15 protein-coding genes, 1 tRNA gene and 1 pseudogene are annotated in these 14,651 nt (G+C 73.1%); 4 read left to right on the forward strand and 13 right to left on the reverse strand.

The features are described from left to right. The first annotated feature begins 3 nt into the window (after positions 1 to 3). Complete coding sequence (locus QK440_RS30435; RefSeq protein ID WP_282796451.1) at positions 4 to 1,236, forward strand: amidohydrolase family protein; 1,233 nt, start codon at positions 4 to 6, stop codon at positions 1,234 to 1,236. 166 nt (positions 1,237 to 1,402) lie between these two features. Then, entirely contained in the window at positions 1,403 to 2,059 is a 657-nt protein-coding gene (locus QK440_RS30440; RefSeq protein WP_282796452.1) for an SDR family oxidoreductase, read from the forward strand. A gap of 17 nt (positions 2,060 to 2,076) precedes the next feature. Here the strand turns inward: QK440_RS30440 and QK440_RS30445 are convergent, their stop codons facing one another. The 3 genes from QK440_RS30445 to QK440_RS30455 all read right to left on the reverse strand — a co-directional run bounded on the left by QK440_RS30445 (position 2,077) and on the right by QK440_RS30455 (position 3,307). Beyond that, positions 2,077 to 2,298 carry a hypothetical protein gene (locus tag QK440_RS30445; RefSeq protein WP_282796453.1) on the reverse strand — a complete coding sequence of 74 codons (222 nt, stop codon included), beginning with the start codon at positions 2,296 to 2,298 and terminating at the stop codon, positions 2,077 to 2,079. A gap of 202 nt (positions 2,299 to 2,500) precedes the next feature. Beyond that, positions 2,501 to 2,965: a hypothetical protein gene (locus QK440_RS30450; RefSeq protein WP_282796454.1), complete on the reverse strand. Its 465-nt coding sequence runs from the start codon at positions 2,963 to 2,965 to the stop codon at positions 2,501 to 2,503. 260 nt (positions 2,966 to 3,225) lie between these two features. Further along, a tRNA-Tyr gene (locus tag QK440_RS30455) sits at positions 3,226 to 3,307 on the reverse strand. A 195-nt stretch (positions 3,308 to 3,502) separates the two neighbouring features. On the opposite strand from QK440_RS30455, the gene QK440_RS30460 reads away from it, so the two are divergent. Continuing rightward, positions 3,503 to 3,991, forward strand: a complete 489-nt coding sequence (locus tag QK440_RS30460; RefSeq protein WP_282796455.1) for a YajQ family cyclic di-GMP-binding protein — start codon at positions 3,503 to 3,505, stop codon at positions 3,989 to 3,991. A gap of 118 nt (positions 3,992 to 4,109) precedes the next feature. Here QK440_RS30460 and QK440_RS30465 read toward each other — a convergent pair whose 3' ends face one another. The 10 genes from QK440_RS30465 to QK440_RS30510 form a co-directional block, all read right to left on the reverse strand. Next, the gene (locus QK440_RS30465) at positions 4,110 to 4,376 is read right to left on the reverse strand and encodes a GlsB/YeaQ/YmgE family stress response membrane protein (RefSeq protein WP_282796456.1); all 267 of its coding nucleotides are present in this window, start codon (positions 4,374 to 4,376) and stop codon (positions 4,110 to 4,112) included. 115 nt (positions 4,377 to 4,491) lie between these two features. Further along, a complete protein-coding gene (locus QK440_RS30470; RefSeq protein ID WP_282796457.1) occupies positions 4,492 to 4,956 on the reverse strand; it encodes a YccF domain-containing protein in 465 nt (154 codons plus the stop codon). Beyond that, positions 4,953 to 5,816 (reverse strand): zinc metalloprotease HtpX, encoded by an 864-nt coding sequence (gene htpX / locus QK440_RS30475; RefSeq protein WP_282796458.1) that lies wholly within the window; start codon positions 5,814 to 5,816, stop codon positions 4,953 to 4,955. The genes QK440_RS30470 and htpX overlap by 4 nt, the downstream gene beginning before the upstream one ends. A gap of 208 nt (positions 5,817 to 6,024) precedes the next feature. Further along, positions 6,025 to 7,584, reverse strand: coding sequence for an NADH-quinone oxidoreductase subunit N (locus tag QK440_RS30480; protein WP_282796459.1), 1,560 nt, complete (start codon positions 7,582 to 7,584; stop codon positions 6,025 to 6,027). After that, positions 7,581 to 9,161, reverse strand: coding sequence for an NADH-quinone oxidoreductase subunit M (locus tag QK440_RS30485; protein ID WP_282796460.1), 1,581 nt, complete (start codon positions 9,159 to 9,161; stop codon positions 7,581 to 7,583). Before QK440_RS30485 ends, QK440_RS30480 begins: the two co-directional genes overlap by 4 nt. Positions 9,162 to 9,167: 6 nt before the next feature. Continuing rightward, positions 9,168 to 11,162, reverse strand: coding sequence for an NADH-quinone oxidoreductase subunit L (locus tag QK440_RS30490; RefSeq protein ID WP_282796461.1), 1,995 nt, complete (start codon positions 11,160 to 11,162; stop codon positions 9,168 to 9,170). After that, positions 11,159 to 11,605, reverse strand: coding sequence for an NADH-quinone oxidoreductase subunit NuoK (nuoK, locus tag QK440_RS30495; RefSeq protein WP_282796462.1), 447 nt, complete (start codon positions 11,603 to 11,605; stop codon positions 11,159 to 11,161). Before nuoK ends, QK440_RS30490 begins: the two co-directional genes overlap by 4 nt. After that, positions 11,605 to 12,228, reverse strand: a complete 624-nt coding sequence (locus QK440_RS30500) for an NADH-quinone oxidoreductase subunit J (protein WP_282796463.1) — start codon at positions 12,226 to 12,228, stop codon at positions 11,605 to 11,607. The genes nuoK and QK440_RS30500 overlap by 1 nt, the downstream gene beginning before the upstream one ends. After that, positions 12,225 to 12,908: an NADH-quinone oxidoreductase subunit I gene (locus QK440_RS30505; protein ID WP_282796464.1), complete on the reverse strand. Its 684-nt coding sequence runs from the start codon at positions 12,906 to 12,908 to the stop codon at positions 12,225 to 12,227. Before QK440_RS30505 ends, QK440_RS30500 begins: the two co-directional genes overlap by 4 nt. Then, positions 12,908 to 13,876, reverse strand: coding sequence for a complex I subunit 1 family protein (locus QK440_RS30510; RefSeq protein ID WP_282796465.1), 969 nt, complete (start codon positions 13,874 to 13,876; stop codon positions 12,908 to 12,910). The genes QK440_RS30505 and QK440_RS30510 overlap by 1 nt, the downstream gene beginning before the upstream one ends. Positions 13,877 to 14,206: 330 nt before the next feature. Here QK440_RS30510 and QK440_RS30515 point away from each other — a divergent pair. Then, positions 14,207 to 14,651, forward strand: a pseudogene (locus tag QK440_RS30515) (hypothetical protein); the annotation flags it as partial.

Consider the following 14,651-nt stretch of genomic DNA (forward strand, 5'->3'; position numbering starts at 1 on the left):
GCGATGCCCGACAGCCAGCCGCAGCAGCCGAACTCCGCCGAGCCCGCCGCCACGTCCGGGGCCCTGCTGCTCCGCGGGGCGCGGCTCGTGGACGGCAGGGCCGTGGACGTCCGGCTCGGCGCCGGGCGCATCGAGGCGGTGGGCACCGCGGGCAGCCTCAGCTCGGGCGCCGCGCGCGTGGACCTGGCCGGCTACCTCCTGCTCCCGGCCGCCGCCGAGCCGCACGCCCACGGCGACACCGCGCTGACCGCCCTGTGCGAGGGGCCGGCCGCGTACGACCCCCAGGACGTCCAGCGCCGCACCACGGAGGCCGCGCTGCTGCAGCTCGGGCACGGGGCGACGGCGCTGCGCTCGCACGTGCGCGTGGGCGAGCCGCAGGGGCTCGCCTCCCTGGAGGCGGTGCTCCAGGCGCGGCGGTCGCTGCGCGGGCTCGTGGACCTGTCCGTCGTCGCGATGCCCCGGCTGCTCACGGGCGCGGCCGGGGCCGAGGGGCTCGCGATGCTGCGGGACGCGGTGCGGATGGGCGCGTCCGTGGTGGGCGGCTGCCCGGACCTGGACCCCGACCCGACGGGGTACGCGGAGGCGGTCCTGGACCTGGCCGCGGAGTACGGCCGCCCGGTCGACCTGCACACGGACGGCGCCGATCCGGCGCGCCTCGCCCGGCTCGCCGCGGTGGCCGGGGGCCTGCGGCCGGGGGTGACGATCGGCCCCTGCGACGGTCTCGGGCGACTGCCGGCCGACGTGGCCGCGCGGACGGCGGAGCAGCTCGCGGCGGCCGGGGTGACGGTCGTGTGCCTGCCGCAGGGCGGCTGCGGTGCCGTGCCGGGCGGCTCCGGGGCGGCTCCGGTACGCCTTCTGCGCGCCGCCGGGGTGCGGTTCGCGGCGGGCAGCGGCGCGTTGCGCGACGTCACGAACCCCGTGGGCCGCGGGGACCCGCTGGAGGCGGCGTACCTCCTGGCCTCCCGCGGCGACCTGGACCCCGAGGAGGCGTACGCCTCGGTGAGCGCGTCCGCCCGCGCGGCCATGGGTCTCCCGCCGGTCCGGATCGAGGCGGGCTTCCCCGCCGAACTCCTCGCTGTCCGCGGCGACAGCCTCGCGGGCGCGCTGTCGCTGGCGTACAGCCGCGTGGTGGTGCACCGGGGGCGCGTGGTGGCGCGGACGAGCGCGGTACGGGAGTACTGCGACTCCGCGGCGGCGGTGGCGCTGGGATTGCCGCGGCAGGGGCGGGGAACGTAGCCGCCGCACGGGCGGGGCGGGGGCGCGCGCACGGGTGGGGCCGACCGGTGAAGCGCGGGCGGGACGGAGGCGCGCGCGGGTGCGACCGGCCGGTGAAGCACGGGCGCGGACGGGGCGGTTCCGCTGCCCGAGGCCGAGTGGCCGGATGTGCCGTACCGTCGAAGACATGCGCATTGTCATCGCCGGAGGCCATGGTCAGATCGCCCTGCGACTCGAGCGGCTGCTCGCCGCGCGCGGAGACGAGGCCGTAGGGATCATTCGAAACTCCGCACACGAGGCCGACCTGCGCGACGCGGGCGCCGAACCGGTGCTGTGCGACCTGGAGTCGGCGTCGGTCGAGGAGGTCGCCGCCGTCCTGGAGGGCGCGGACGCGGCCGTGTTCGCCGCGGGCGCGGGCCCGGGCAGCGGTGTGGACCGCAAGGACACCGTGGACCGGGGCGCCGCCGTCCTGTTCGCGGACGCGGCGGAGCGGGCCGGGGTGCGCCGCTACGTGGTGGTGTCGTCGATGGGAGCGGACCCGGACCACGCCGGGGACGAGGTCTTCGACGCCTATCTGCGGGCCAAGGGCGCCGCCGACGCGTACGTGCGCGGCCGCTCGGCCCTGGACTGGACGATCCTGCGGCCCGGGATGCTGACGGACGACGCGGGCAACGGCCTGGTGCGCCTGGAGGCTTCGACGGGGCGCGGCCCCGTCCCCCGCGACGACGTGGCGGCGGTGCTGGCCGAACTCCTGGAGACCCCGGCGACGGCGGGCCTGACGCTGGAGCTGGTCAGCGGGTCCACGCCGGTGTCCGTGGCCGTGAAGTCGGTGGCCGGGAACTGAGCCCGCGCCAGGGGCGTTCAGAACAGGGGCAGTTGTCCCGGGAACTCCGGTACGACGTAGCCGTCCAGCGTGGGCTGCGCGGCGTCGAGCTGGGCGTGGCGGCGCGAGCCGGGGCACGACACCAGGTCGCCGCCGCCGCGGGGCCCCGGCGGGTCGTGCCGCGCGAACCGTCCGCCGACGACGGCGATGTCGCGACGGCACTCCGGGCAGCGTCTGCGACGCGCTGAACTGGACGACATGCACCCCAGTCTGCCCACACGAGCCGTTACCGGCCACGAAGGGGGCCCTCTCCGCCGGCGCGGTCACCCCTGACGAACCACCACTTCCCAAGCCACAGCGCAGCCGTGAAGCGGCGCCCCGTACGCCCGTCGGAGGCGAGCCTTGCGGAGACCAGGTCACCCCGGTCGGCAGACCGCGCCTCCGGCAGCGGGCCATGGTGGGTCAGGGGAGCCACCGCAGCTTTCCGTCGTCCGCCCGGCGGCACGTGAGCCTGATGCCCGCGGAGGAGACGACATCGGCGCCCGCCAGGTCGCACTTCCGGCGGGGCTCGTTGCAGCTCCCCTTCTTGTGCCCGGGGACTTCCGCGCAGTTGAGGGTGTCGTGCGCCTCGCGGCCTTCAGGGGACAGGTTGTCGTAGTTGCTGCCGTCGTGCCGCCCCGGTGAGTCCGACGGGGTGCTCCGTGCCTCCGGCTGCCGCCGGGGCGGGGGCGCGCTGCTCGCGGGGGCCTGGCGGGGTGACTCGGGGGTCTTGGTGACCGTGGGGGACGCCGTGACCGTCTCGGTGACCGTGACCACGGCTGTCGGCTCCGACTCCGACTTCGATTCCGACTTCGACTTCGACGAGCCTTCGGCGCCGGTCGTGGAGCCACCGGCGGAGCATCCCTGCACGAGGAGGGCCGCGCTCACCACGGCGACGGCGGCAAGCCGGGGACGGAGAGCGCGACGTCTGGCGCGTGGGACGTACGGCATGCGGAGGACCCCCGAGGTCGGCCGGCGGAACAGTGCGAGATCGGGAACTGACGGTACACAGCAACTACCTGGGCCGATGCCACCGCGCAGCACGTGAATCAGGTCACCGCAGCCGACACTTCCCGCGGTCGGCACCGCACACGAAGAGACCCCCTCCGAACCCTGCTGTCGCAGGTCGGAGGGGGTCTCTCTCAGCGTGGCGGCGCCAGGATTCGAACCTGGGAAGGCTGAGCCGGCAGATTTACAGTCTGCTCCCTTTGGCCGCTCGGGCACACCGCCGGGGTTGCTGCCTGGTCCGCTTTCGCGGTGCTCCGTGGCAACGACGTAAACGATACCTGATGCTCAGGGGTGCTCCGCCACCTGATTGATCGGGACCTGGCGCGCGGGCAGTGGCTAGGCTTTGCGGATGCGGTCGGCGACTGAAGGCCGTGTACCCGCTGAGTACGCAGATACCGATACAAGGAGCCACAGGACATGGCCGACTCCAGTTTCGACATCGTCTCGAAGGTCGAGCGGCAGGAGGTCGACAACGCCCTCAACCAGACGGCCAAGGAGATCTCGCAGCGCTACGACTTCAAGGGCACGAATGCCTCGATCTCGTGGTCCGGCGAGAAGATCCTGATGGAGGCGAACGGCGAGGACCGCGTGAAGGCGATCCTGGACGTCTTCCAGTCCAAGCTGATCAAGCGGAACATCTCGCTGAAGTCGCTGGACGCGGGCGAGCCGCAGCTCTCCGGCAAGGAGTACAAGATCTTCGCGTCGATCCAGGAGGGCATCTCCCAGGACAACGCGAAGAAGGTGGCGAAGATCATTCGTGACGAGGGCCCCAAGGGCGTCAAGGCGCAGGTCCAGGGCGACGAGCTGCGCGTCAGCTCGAAGAGCCGTGACGACCTGCAGACCGTGATCGCGCTGCTGAAGGGCAAGGACTTCGACTTCGCGCTGCAGTTCGTGAACTACCGGTAGGCGCCGGCGGACGGCCGCGGTCCGCGCGGCGTACGCACACAGGGCGGGCACCCGGATCGGGTGCCCGCCCTTGCTGCTGGCTGCGGTCTGCGGGGTCCTGGGCGGCCGCCCGGCGGAGTCAGCGCCGGGAGTGGCCGAAGAGGATGCGGTACGCGACGAGGAGGACGAGCGAGCCGCCGATGGCCGCCGCCCAGGTCGCGCCGTCGTAGAAGTGCTCGGCGATGGGGCGGTCCAGGAAGCGGGCGGAGATCCAGCCGCCCACGAAGGCGCCCGCGACGCCGATGAGGGTCGTGCCGAGGATGCCGCCCGGGTCGCGGCCCGGGAGCAGCAGCTTGGCGGTGGCACCGGCCAGCAGGCCGAGGATGATCCAACTGACGATGCCCATACGGTGACCTGCCCTTTCGTGCCTTTTCCTCCGCGCTTGTCCGATAGGACGCGGCAGGGGCAGGGCGCGGTTCCCGCGAGGTGGTGCGGCCCGTGCCGCAGCGCGGGCCGGAGGGCTACCAGCCGGCCGGTGGCGGGGACTGCGGGGACTGCGGCGGCTGCGAGGAGGCCGGGGCGCCGCCGCGGACCGAGGCGGCGCTGAAGGGCTCGTCCGTGGGCACGATCTCGCGGCCGAGCGGCATCAGCGAGATGGGGATCATCTTGAAGTTGGCGAGGCCGAGCGGGATGCCGATGATCGTCAGGCAGAGCAGCAGGCCGGTGAAGAGGTGGCCGAGGGTGAGCCACCAGCCCGCGAGGATCAGCCACACCACGTTGCCGATCAGGGAGGGCGCGCCCGCGTCCGCGCGGTCGACCGCCTTGCGGCCGAAGGGCCACAGGGCGAACAGGCCGATGCGGAACGCGGCCAGGCCGAGCGGGATGCCGATGATCGTGACGCACAGGATCACGCCCGCGACCAGGTAGGCGAGGCACATCCACAGCCCGCTCAGGACGAGCCAAATGAGGTTCAGGACTACCTTCACTGCTGACGACCTGCCATCTGCTCGAGCCGGGCGATGCGCTCCGCCATCGGCGGGTGGGTGGAGAACAGCTTCGACATACCCTGGCCGGGCCGGAAGGGATGCGCAATCATCATGTGGCTCGCCGTTTCCAGCCGGGGCTCGGGCGGGAGCGGCAACTGCTTCGTACCGGCGTCCAGTTTGCGCAGGGCGCTGGCGAGGGCCAGGGGGTCGCCGGTGAGCTGTGCGCCGGAGGCGTCGGCCTCGTACTCCCTGGAACGGCTGATGGCAAGCTGGATGATGGACGCGGCCAGCGGGCCGAGGAGCATGATCAGCAGCATGCCGAAGATGCCGGGTCCGTCGTTGTCGTTCGAGCGGCCGACGGGAATCAGCCAGGCGAAGTTGACCAGAAACATGATGACGGAGGCGAGCGCTCCGGCGACCGACGAGATCAGGATGTCGCGGTTGTAGACGTGGCTGAGCTCGTGGCCGATGACGCCGCGCAGCTCGCGCGGTTCGAGGATGCGCAGGATGCCCTCGGTGCAGCACACGGCCGCGTTGCGGGGGTTGCGGCCCGTCGCGAAGGCGTTCGGCGCCTCCGTGGGCGAGATGTAGAGCCGGGGCATGGGCTGGCGGGCCTGGGTGGAGAGCTCGCGGACCATGCGGTACAGCTCCGGGGCCTCGAACTCGCTCACGGGGCGGGCGCGCATCGCGCGCAGGGCGAGTTTGTCGCTGTTCCAGTACGCGTACGCGTTGGTCCCGATGGCCACGAGGAGCGCCACGACGAGGCCCGTACGCCCGAAGAAACTGCCGATGACGAGGATGAGTGCCGACAGTCCTCCGAGGAGTACGGCGGTTTTCAGCCCGTTGGTGCGGCGGTGCACGGTACGCCCTCCTGGTGGTGCGCGAGGGAAACCTCTGTTTGCAGGTGCTTCCACTGTTCAGTGGACCCTCCCTATCTGGTCAACGCCAGGCGGGAGGAGCTAGTTCCCTTGTGCGCGCCGGAGGCGCCGTGAGCCGTCCGGGTGACGGCGCCGGTGAGGTCCTGGTGGCGCCCTGAGTGCCGTCCTGGGTGGCCTTTTGGCGTCCCGGTCAGAACAGGCCGGAGGTGGTGAACCTCAGGACGAGCTGGGGAGCCCCGGAGAGGGCCACGCCGAGGACCGCGGCGAGGGCCACGGCGACGGTGAGCGGGGCGGGGACCCGGTACCGCTCGGGCTCGCCCTCGGGAGCGCGGAACAGCAGCGCGGTCCACTGGAGGTAGTAGTAGAGCGCGATCACGACGTTGGCCGCCATGACGACGGCGAGCCAGCCCAGGCCCGCGTCGACGGCCGCCGAGAAGACGGTGACCTTCGCGAAGAGGCCGATGATCCCGGGCGGCAGTCCGGCCAGGCACAGCAGGAAGAAGGCCAGCGTGAGGGCCGACAGGGGGCTGCGGGCGTACAGGCCCCGGTAGTCGCTGACGCGGTTGCGCGCGTGGGAGCGCCCCACCAGGGCGGCGACGGCGAAGGCCCCCAGGTTCACGGCCGCGTACATCAGGGCGTACGCGACGGTGGAGCCGACGGCGCTGTCGGCCTCCGAGGGGCGGTCGGCGTAGCCGGCGGCCGCGATCGGCACCAGGAGGTAGCCCGCCTGCCCGACCGAGGACCAGGCGAGCAGCCGGACCGCGCTGTACGCGCGCGTGGGCCGCTGGCGCAGGGCGGCCACGTTGCCCGCGGTCATGGTGAGCGCGGCCAGGACGGCCAGGGCCGGGCCCCAGACGTCGCGGTACTCCTGGAAGGCGACGACGAGGACCAGGATGAGGCCGGTGAAGCCGACCGCCTTGCCGACGACCGACAAGTAGGCGGCGACCGGCAACGGCGCGCCTACGTAGGTGTCGGGTACCCAGAAGTGGAACGGTACGGCCGCCACCTTGAAGGCGAAGCCGACGAGCGTGAGGACGACGCCGGCCCGCGCGAGGGTCCGCAGGTCGCCGTCGACCTCCCCCAGTTCGGCGCCGATCTCCGCGAGGTGCAGGGTGCCGGTGGCGGCGTAGACGAAGCTCGCGCCCAGGAGGGTCACGGCGGTCGCGGTGACCGAGGAGAGGAAGAACTTCAGGGCGCCCTCGGAGGAACGCCGGTCGCCGCGCTTGAGGCCGACGAGGGCGAAGGCGGGCAGCGAGGCCACCTCCAGGGCGACGACGAGCGTGGCGAGGTCGCGCGCCGCGGGCAGCAGGGCGGCGCCCGCCGCGGAGGAGAGCAGCAGGAACCAGAACTCCCCCTCGGGGATCTCCTTGCCCGCGGCCCGCGCGTCCTTGAGGGTGCTCAGCGAGAGCAGTGCCGTCAGGAGGGCGCCACCGAGGACGAGGAGCTGGATGACGAGGGTGAACTCGTCGGCCGTGTAGCTGCACAGGGTGTCGCCGCGCCCGACCACGCAGAACGTGGAGCGCTCGTCGTCCAGGATCGGCAGCAAGGAGAGGCCGGCCGCCACCAGGCCCGCCACGGAGATCCAGCCGAGCAGCTCCTTGCGGTGCCCGGGCACGAAGAGGTCGGTGACGAGCACGGCGAGGCCGACGACGGCCGTGAGGGTGGGCGGCGCGATCGCGAGCCAGTCGACGGACTGGACGACGTTCGCGGCGCCTGCGACGAAGCCGCTGTCGGTGGGGGCGACGGTCACGACTTTCCTCCCGCGAGGAGCTGCTGCACGGCCGGGTCGGTGAGGCCGAGGAGGGCCGCGGGCCAGAGTCCGGCGAGGACGGTCAGGGCGACGAGCGGGGTCCAGGCGGCGAACTCGTAGCCGTGGACGTCGGCGAGGCGCGGCGCCTGCCCCGTCCCGGCCGCCGGGCCCATGCAGACGCGGCGTACGACGATGAGCATGTACGCGGCCGTGAGCAGGGTGCCGAAGGCGGCGATCGCCATGAAGGTGAGGAACGCGGGGCGGCTGAGGCCGTCGGCGGGGTCGAACGCGCCGAACAGGGCGAGCATCTCGCCCCAGAACCCGGCGAGGCCGGGCAGGCCGAGCGAGGCGACGGCGCCGAAGGCGAGCAGAGCGCCGAGGCGGGGGGCCTTGCCGTACAGGGCAGCGCCGGATTCCTCGGCGAGGGTGTCCAGGTCGCTGGTGCCGGTGCGGTCCTTGACCGCGCCGACGAGGAAGAACAGCAGGCCGGTGATGAGGCCGTGGGCGATGTTCGCGAAGAGCGCGCCGTTCACGCCGGTCGGGGTCATGGTCGCGATGCCGAGGAGCACGAAGCCCATGTGGCCGACGGAGGAGTACGCGATGAGGCGCTTGAGGTCGCCCTTCGCGCCGGGCCTGGCGAGCGCGAGGCAGGCGAGGGACCCGTAGACGATCCCGACGACGGCGAAGGCGGCGAGGTAGGGCGCGAAGGTCTCCATGCCGTCCGGCGCGATCGGCAGCAGGATCCGGACGAACCCGTACGTACCCATCTTCAGCAGGACGCCGGCCAGCAGGACCGAGCCGACGGTGGGCGCGGCCGTGTGCGCGTCCGGCAGCCAACTGTGCAGCGGCCACATCGGCGTCTTCACCGCGAGCCCGACGCCGATCGCCAGAACGGCCATGACCTGCACGGATGTGGTGAGTCCGGGGTCGTTGTCAGTGGCGAGTGCCACCATGTCGAACGTGCCGGACTTCAGGCCGATGAGGAGGAGGCCCAGCAGCATCACGACGGAGCCGAGCAGCGTGTAGAGGATGAACTTCCAGGCGGCGGGCCCCCGTCGCTCCCCGCCCCAGCGGGCGATGAGGAAGTACATCGGGATCAGGACCATCTCGAACGCGAGGAAGAACAGCAGCAGGTCGAGGACGGCGAAGGTCGCGAGGGTGCCGGACTCGAGGACGAGGACCAGCGCGACGAAGCCCCGGGGGGAGGGCCCCTTCGGCATCTTGAAGTAGCTGTACAGCGCGCAGAGGAAGGTCAGCAGCGCGGTCAGGACCAGGAGGGGGAGGGAAATGCCGTCGACGCCGAGGTGGACGCGCACGTCGAGCGCGGGGATCCAGCTCATGTCGGTCGTGGCCTGCATCTTCGACGGGTGGTCGTGGTCGAAGCCGAGCGCGAGGACGATCGCGGCGACGAGGACGGCTCCGGTCACGACCACGCCGTGGCGCAGCACGGCCTGGTCGGGCGACTTCCCCTTCAGCCCGGGCGGCGCGGGCAGGAGGGCCGCGACGGCGCCGACGAGCGGGCCGACGACGATCAACGCGAGAAGGAACTGCATCACGGACTCACTGATACCGATCACGGCGGGTCACGCTCCGGCGGTGGCGACGAGGACGGCGGCGACCGCCAGGACGACGGTGCCCGCGAGCAGCGCGCTCAAGTAGGTCTGCACGTTGCCGGTCTGCGCGCGCCGGACGGCCGCGCCGAGCAGGCGGGGCGCGGTGCCCGCGCCGCGCACGTACGTGTCGACGACCTCGCGGTCGAGGAAGCGGACGAGGCGGGCGCCCGCCTGGACGGGCCGGACGAACAGGGCCGCGTAGACGGCGTCCAGGTGGAAGCCCGCGGCGGCGTGGCGGTGCAGCGGGCCGAGCAGGAGACGGCCGGGGTCCGCCGGGTCGGGGGCGCTCGCGACGTCCCCGTAGGCGGGGGTGTGCGTGGCGATGGCCGCGGCCTCGACCTGGCCTCCGTCTGCCTCCGGGTGGGCGGCGACCGCGCCGATCGGGGGGCGGGCGGCGCGCGCCGTGGTGTGCCGCCAGGCGCCGTATGTGACGAGGGCGCCGGCCAGGGCGAGGCCGGTGCCGAGGACGGAGGTGGTGAGCTTCGGGGCGAGCTCGTGGCCGTCGAACCAGTCGGGCAGGGTGCCGACGGCGATGCCGAAGGCGAGCGACGGGACGGCGAGCACCCACAGGACGGCCGTCATGGTGACCGGCTGCCTGCCGTGGTCGGGCGCGTCGGCGCCGGTGCCGTGGAAGGCGCGCAGCCACAGGCGGGTCGCGTACGCGGCGGTGAGCAGGGCGGTGGCGAGCCCGGCGACGAGCACGATCCAGCCCGCCGCGCCCGGGACGGGTCCGGCGTGCCCGGTGGCGGCGTGCTCGGCGGCGCCGAGGACGGCCTCCTTGGAGAAGAAGCCGCTGAACGGCGGGATCGCGGCGAGCGCGAGGAGCGCCACGGTCATCGTCCAGTAGGCGTCCGGGACGCGGTCGCGCAGGCTCCGCATGCGGGACATCGCGGCCAGCGAGTTGGTGCCCGCGGCGTGGATGACCACGCCCGCGGCGAGGAAGAGCAGCGCCTTGAAGGCGCCGTGGGACAGGAGGTGGAAGACGGCGGCGCCCCGGTCGCCGACGGCGAGCGCGCCGGTCATGTAGCCGAGCTGCCCGATGGTCGAGTACGCGAGCACGCGCTTGATGTCGTCCTGGGCGAGCGCGGCGAGCGCCGAGCCGGCCATGGTGGCGGCGGCCATGACGGCGAGGACGACGAGCGCGGCCTGGGAGGCGGCGATGACCGGGAGGATCCTGGCGACGAAGTAGACACCGGCGGCGACCATCGTCGCGGCGTGGATCAGCGCGGAGACGGGCGTCGGGCCCGCCATCGCGTCGGGCAGCCAGGTGTGCAGCGGGAACTGCGCGGACTTGCCCGCCACACCGGCGAGGAGCAGCAGCGCGACGAGCGTCGGGTGGTCGAGGCCCCCGTCCGCGACGGCTTTGAGGACGGTCGTGATCCGGAACGAGCCCGCGTCGGCGGCGAGGGCGAACAGACCGATCAGGAAGGGGACGTCGCCGAGCTTGGTGACCAGGAAGGCCTTGAGGGACGCGGCCCGTGCCTCGGGGGTCTCCCAGCAGTGGCCGACGAGGAAGTACGAGCAGATGCCCATGATCTCCCAGCCGACCAGGAGCACCATCAGGTCGCCGGAGTAGACGACGAGCAGCATCGCGGAGGTGAACAGCGAGACGAGGGCGGCGTACGAGGGGTAGCGCGGGTCGTCGTGCAGATAGCCCGTCGAGTAGATCTGCACGCAGGAGGCGACGAGGCCGACGAGGACGGCGACGAGCGCGGCGAAGCCGTCGATGTGCAGGGCGAGGTCGATCGGGACCGAGCCGGTGGGCGTGAGCTGGGTCGACGCGTCCACGGCCGCGTCGCCGCCTTGGCGGGCGGCCACGAGGGCGGCGAGGACCAGCGACGTCAGCGTGGGCAGGACCGCGAGCGGGCGGGCCAGGCCGGGCACCGACCGGCCGAGCAGCAGCCCGGCGACGGCTCCGAGGAACGGCAGGAGGGGGACGAGGACGGCGAGGGTGGTGGTGGTCACGCGGTGGCCTCGGCCTTCTGCGACTTCGGAGACGTCTGCGGCTTCGGGGATGCCTCGTCCGGGGCGGACTCCGGCTCGTCCAGGGCGGCGCCCTCCGTGCCGTCGTCGTCGCCGTCATCGTCGTCGCCGCCGTCGGGGCGTTCGGCGGTGTCGCGGAGGTCGTCGACGGCGGAGGTGCCGCGGTTGCGGTAGACCGCGAGGACGATCGCGAGGCCGATGCCGATCTCGGCGGCGGCGATGGCGATGGTGAAGAGCGTCAGGGCCTGGCCGGAGTGCAGCCGGTCGCGCAGCCAGACGTCGAACGCGACGAGGTTGAGGTTGACGGCGTTGAGCATGAGCTCGACGGACATCAGGACCAGGATCGCGTTGCGCCGGGCGAGGACGCCGTACAGGCCGACGCAGAAGAGGAGGACGGCGAGGACGGCGGGGTAGGCGAGGTGCATCAGCGGGTGCCCTCCTTGCGTGCCTGCTGCGGTGCCTGTGTCCCGTGGTCGCCGCGGGCCCGGTCGCCGGGCCCGCGCTCGGGTTCCCGCTCGGCCTTGCGGGAGAGGACGATCGCGCCGACGAGGGCGGCGAGGAGCAGGACCGACAGCGCCTCGAAGGGCAGCACCCAGTGCCGGAAGAGGATCGCGCCGGTGACGTCGGTGGAGCCCTGGGCGGCACCCTCCAGGTCGATCCACTGGGTGCGGAAGGCGTCCACGACGACCCATACCAGGGCAGCGGCGGCGACGAGCGCCACACCCAGAGCGACCCAGCGGTTGCCCGAGTCGGCGTCCGGGGAGCGGCCGATGGGCGCCCTGGTGAGCATCAGCCCGAACAGCAGGAGTACGACGACGGAGCCGACGTAGATCAGGACCTGTACCCAGGCGATGAACTCGGCGGTCAGGAGGAGGTACTCGACGGCGAGTCCGCCGAGCGCCACGACCAGCCAGAGCGCGGCGTGCACGAGCTGCTTGGTCGTGACGGTGACGACCGCCGCGCCGAGGGTGACGAGGCCGACGAGGAGGAAGGCGATCTCGACGCCGGTCGGGGAGAGGAAGCCGTGGTGTTCCGCGGCGAGGTTCACGACTCGCCCTCCTTCGGGGCGGGCCCGGTCTCCGGCCGGGCTGCCTGCTGCCCCGCGGCGGGCTCGGTGGCCTGCCCCGCGGCGGGCTTCGCGGCGGGCTCGGCGGCCTGCCCCGCGGCGAGCTCCTCGGCCTGTTCCGCCGCGAGCTTGTCGGCGGCCTTGCGGGCGGCGGCGAGTTCCTTGGGCTCCTCGGCCGCGGGGTCCAGGGCGGGCGGCGCCGGGACGGTCCACATCCACTCGCGGAGCTTGTCGCGCTCGTGGGTGAGGTCGCGGATGTCCGTCTCGGCGTACTCGAACTCCGGGGACCAGAACAGCGCGTCGAAGGGGCACACCTCGATGCAGATGCCGCAGTACATGCAGAGGGAGAAGTCGATGGCGAAGCGGTCGAGGACGTTGCGGCTGCGCTCGCGGCCGCCGGGCGCGGCGGGCGGCACCGTCTCCTTGTGGGAGTCGATGTAGATGCACCAGTCCGGGCACTCGCGGGCGCAGAGCATGCAGACCGTGCAGTTCTCCTCGAACAGGCCGATGACACCCCGCGTGCGGGGCGCCAGGTCGGGCTGGACGTCCGGGTACTGCTCGGTGACGGACTTCCGCGTCATGGTGCGGAGGGTGACGGCCAGGCCCTTGGCGAGGCCGCTGCCGGGGATCCGGGGCCGGGCGGGCGGGGGCTGTGCGGCCATCAGTTGATCGCCACCTTCACGATTCCGGTGAGCGCGATCTGCGCCAGGGCGAGCGGGACGAGGAAGGTCCAGGACAGCTTCTGGAGCTGGTCCTCGCGGAGCCTCGGGTAGCTGACGCGCAGCCAGATGACGACGAAGGCGAGGACGGCGGTCTTCAGGAGCGTCCACACCCAGCCGAGGCCGTCCGCGCCCCACGGCCCGTGCCAGCCGCCCAGGAAGAGGACGGTGGTCAGGCCGCACAGGACGACGATGCCCGCGTACTCGGCCAGCAGGAACAGGGCGAAGCGCAGACCCGTGTACTCGGTGTACGCGCCGAAGATGATCTCCGAGTCGGCGACGGGCATGTCGAAGGGCGGCCGCTGGAGCTCGGCGAGGCCCGCGACGAAGAAGACCAGGGCGCCCACGATCTGCCAGGGCAGCCACCACCACTCGAAGGCGTTGACGATGCCGGGCAGCGACACCGTGCCCGCCGCCATCGCGACGGAGGCGGCGGCGAGCAGCATCGGCAACTCGTACGCGAGGAGCTGCGCGGCGGTTCGCAGGCCGCCGAGGAGGGAGAACTTGTTGGCCGACGCCCAGCCCGCCATCAGCGAGCCGAGGACGCCGACGCCCATCACGGCGAGGACGAAGAACACACCGGCGTCGACGACCTCGCCGACGGCGCCCTCCTGCGGGCCGACGGGGATGGCGACGAGCACCAAGAGGTACGGCAGGAGCGCGATGGCCGGGGCGAGCTGGAAGACGCGGCGGTCGGCGTCGGCGGGGACGATGTCTTCCTTCTGCGCGAACTTCACGCCGTCGGCGACGAGCTGGGCCCAGCCGTGGAAGCCGCCCGCGTACATGGGCCCGAGGCGGCCCTGCATGTGGGCCATCACCTTGTGCTCGGTCTGACCGACGATCAGGGGCAGGGCGAGGAAGGCGACGAAGACGACGAGGAGTCGCAGGGCGACGTCGAGGGCGTCGTTCACTGCGGGCCTCCTTCGTCGTCACCGGCGGTCACTTGGCCACCGGCCTCTTCCGTCTCTTCCGCACCGCCGGTGGGCTTTCGGGCACCGGCGTTCTCTGCGCCGCCGGTGGGCTTTTGGGCACCGGCGTTCTCTGTGCTGCCGGTGTTCCTTTGGTCATCGGTGTCGCCGGGGGTCCCTTGAGCACCGGGGGTCCCTGGGGCGTCGGGGTTCCCTGGAACGCCGGGGTTCCCTGGGTCGCTGGTGTTCCCCTGGTCGCCGGTGTCACCGGCATTCCCTTGGCCACCGGTCTTCCCTGAGTCGCCGGTGCTCCCCTGGTTGCCGGGGTCCCCCGTGGCTTCCCCGCCGTCGGTCTCCGGCGTGTCGAAGGCCGGGCGGGCGTGGTGCCACGGGGCGTCGGCGCTGCGCGGGGCGCGCCTGGGCCGCTCCGGGGCCGGGATTTCGGTGGCCGGGGATCCGGCGGCCGGGGCTTCGGGAGTTGGGGTCTCGCGTGCCGGGGCGGGCGCTGTCGCGTCGTCGGAGGGCGCCGTCGGCAGGTCCTGGGGCGCGCCGGTGTCGGCCGCGACCTGGGCGGCCTCGGCGGCCTCCGTACGCTGCGACGCCGAGCCCTGGCCGGCGCTGCGCGTGCGGCGGGGGCGCGGCGCCGGGGCGGCCTCCGGCTGGCCGGTGGGCTGCCCCGTGGTCTGGCCGGCGGGCGGGCTCGCGGCTTGGTCCGTGGCGGGGCCCGTGGCCTGGCTCGCCGAGCCCTCCGACGCCGAGCGGGTGCGGCGCGGCGGTC

This window comes from Streptomyces sp. CC224B, assembly GCF_030010595.1.
Classification (GTDB): Bacteria; Actinomycetota; Actinomycetes; order Streptomycetales; family Streptomycetaceae; genus Streptomyces; species Streptomyces longispororuber.

Coding starts and splice junctions, on each gene's coding strand:
- QK440_RS30435 (WP_282796451.1), top strand. CDS start 4: ATGCCCGACAGCCAGCCGCAGCAGCCGAACTCCGCCGAGCCCGCCGCC.
- QK440_RS30440 (WP_282796452.1), top strand. CDS start 1,403: ATGCGCATTGTCATCGCCGGAGGCCATGGTCAGATCGCCCTGCGACTC.
- QK440_RS30445 (WP_282796453.1), bottom strand. CDS start 2,298: ATGTCGTCCAGTTCAGCGCGTCGCAGACGCTGCCCGGAGTGCCGTCGC.
- QK440_RS30460 (WP_282796455.1), top strand. CDS start 3,503: ATGGCCGACTCCAGTTTCGACATCGTCTCGAAGGTCGAGCGGCAGGAG.
- QK440_RS30465 (WP_282796456.1), bottom strand. CDS start 4,376: ATGGGCATCGTCAGTTGGATCATCCTCGGCCTGCTGGCCGGTGCCACC.
- nuoK (WP_282796462.1), bottom strand. CDS start 11,605: ATGCACCTCGCCTACCCCGCCGTCCTCGCCGTCCTCCTCTTCTGCGTC.
- QK440_RS30505 (WP_282796464.1), bottom strand. CDS start 12,908: ATGGCCGCACAGCCCCCGCCCGCCCGGCCCCGGATCCCCGGCAGCGGC.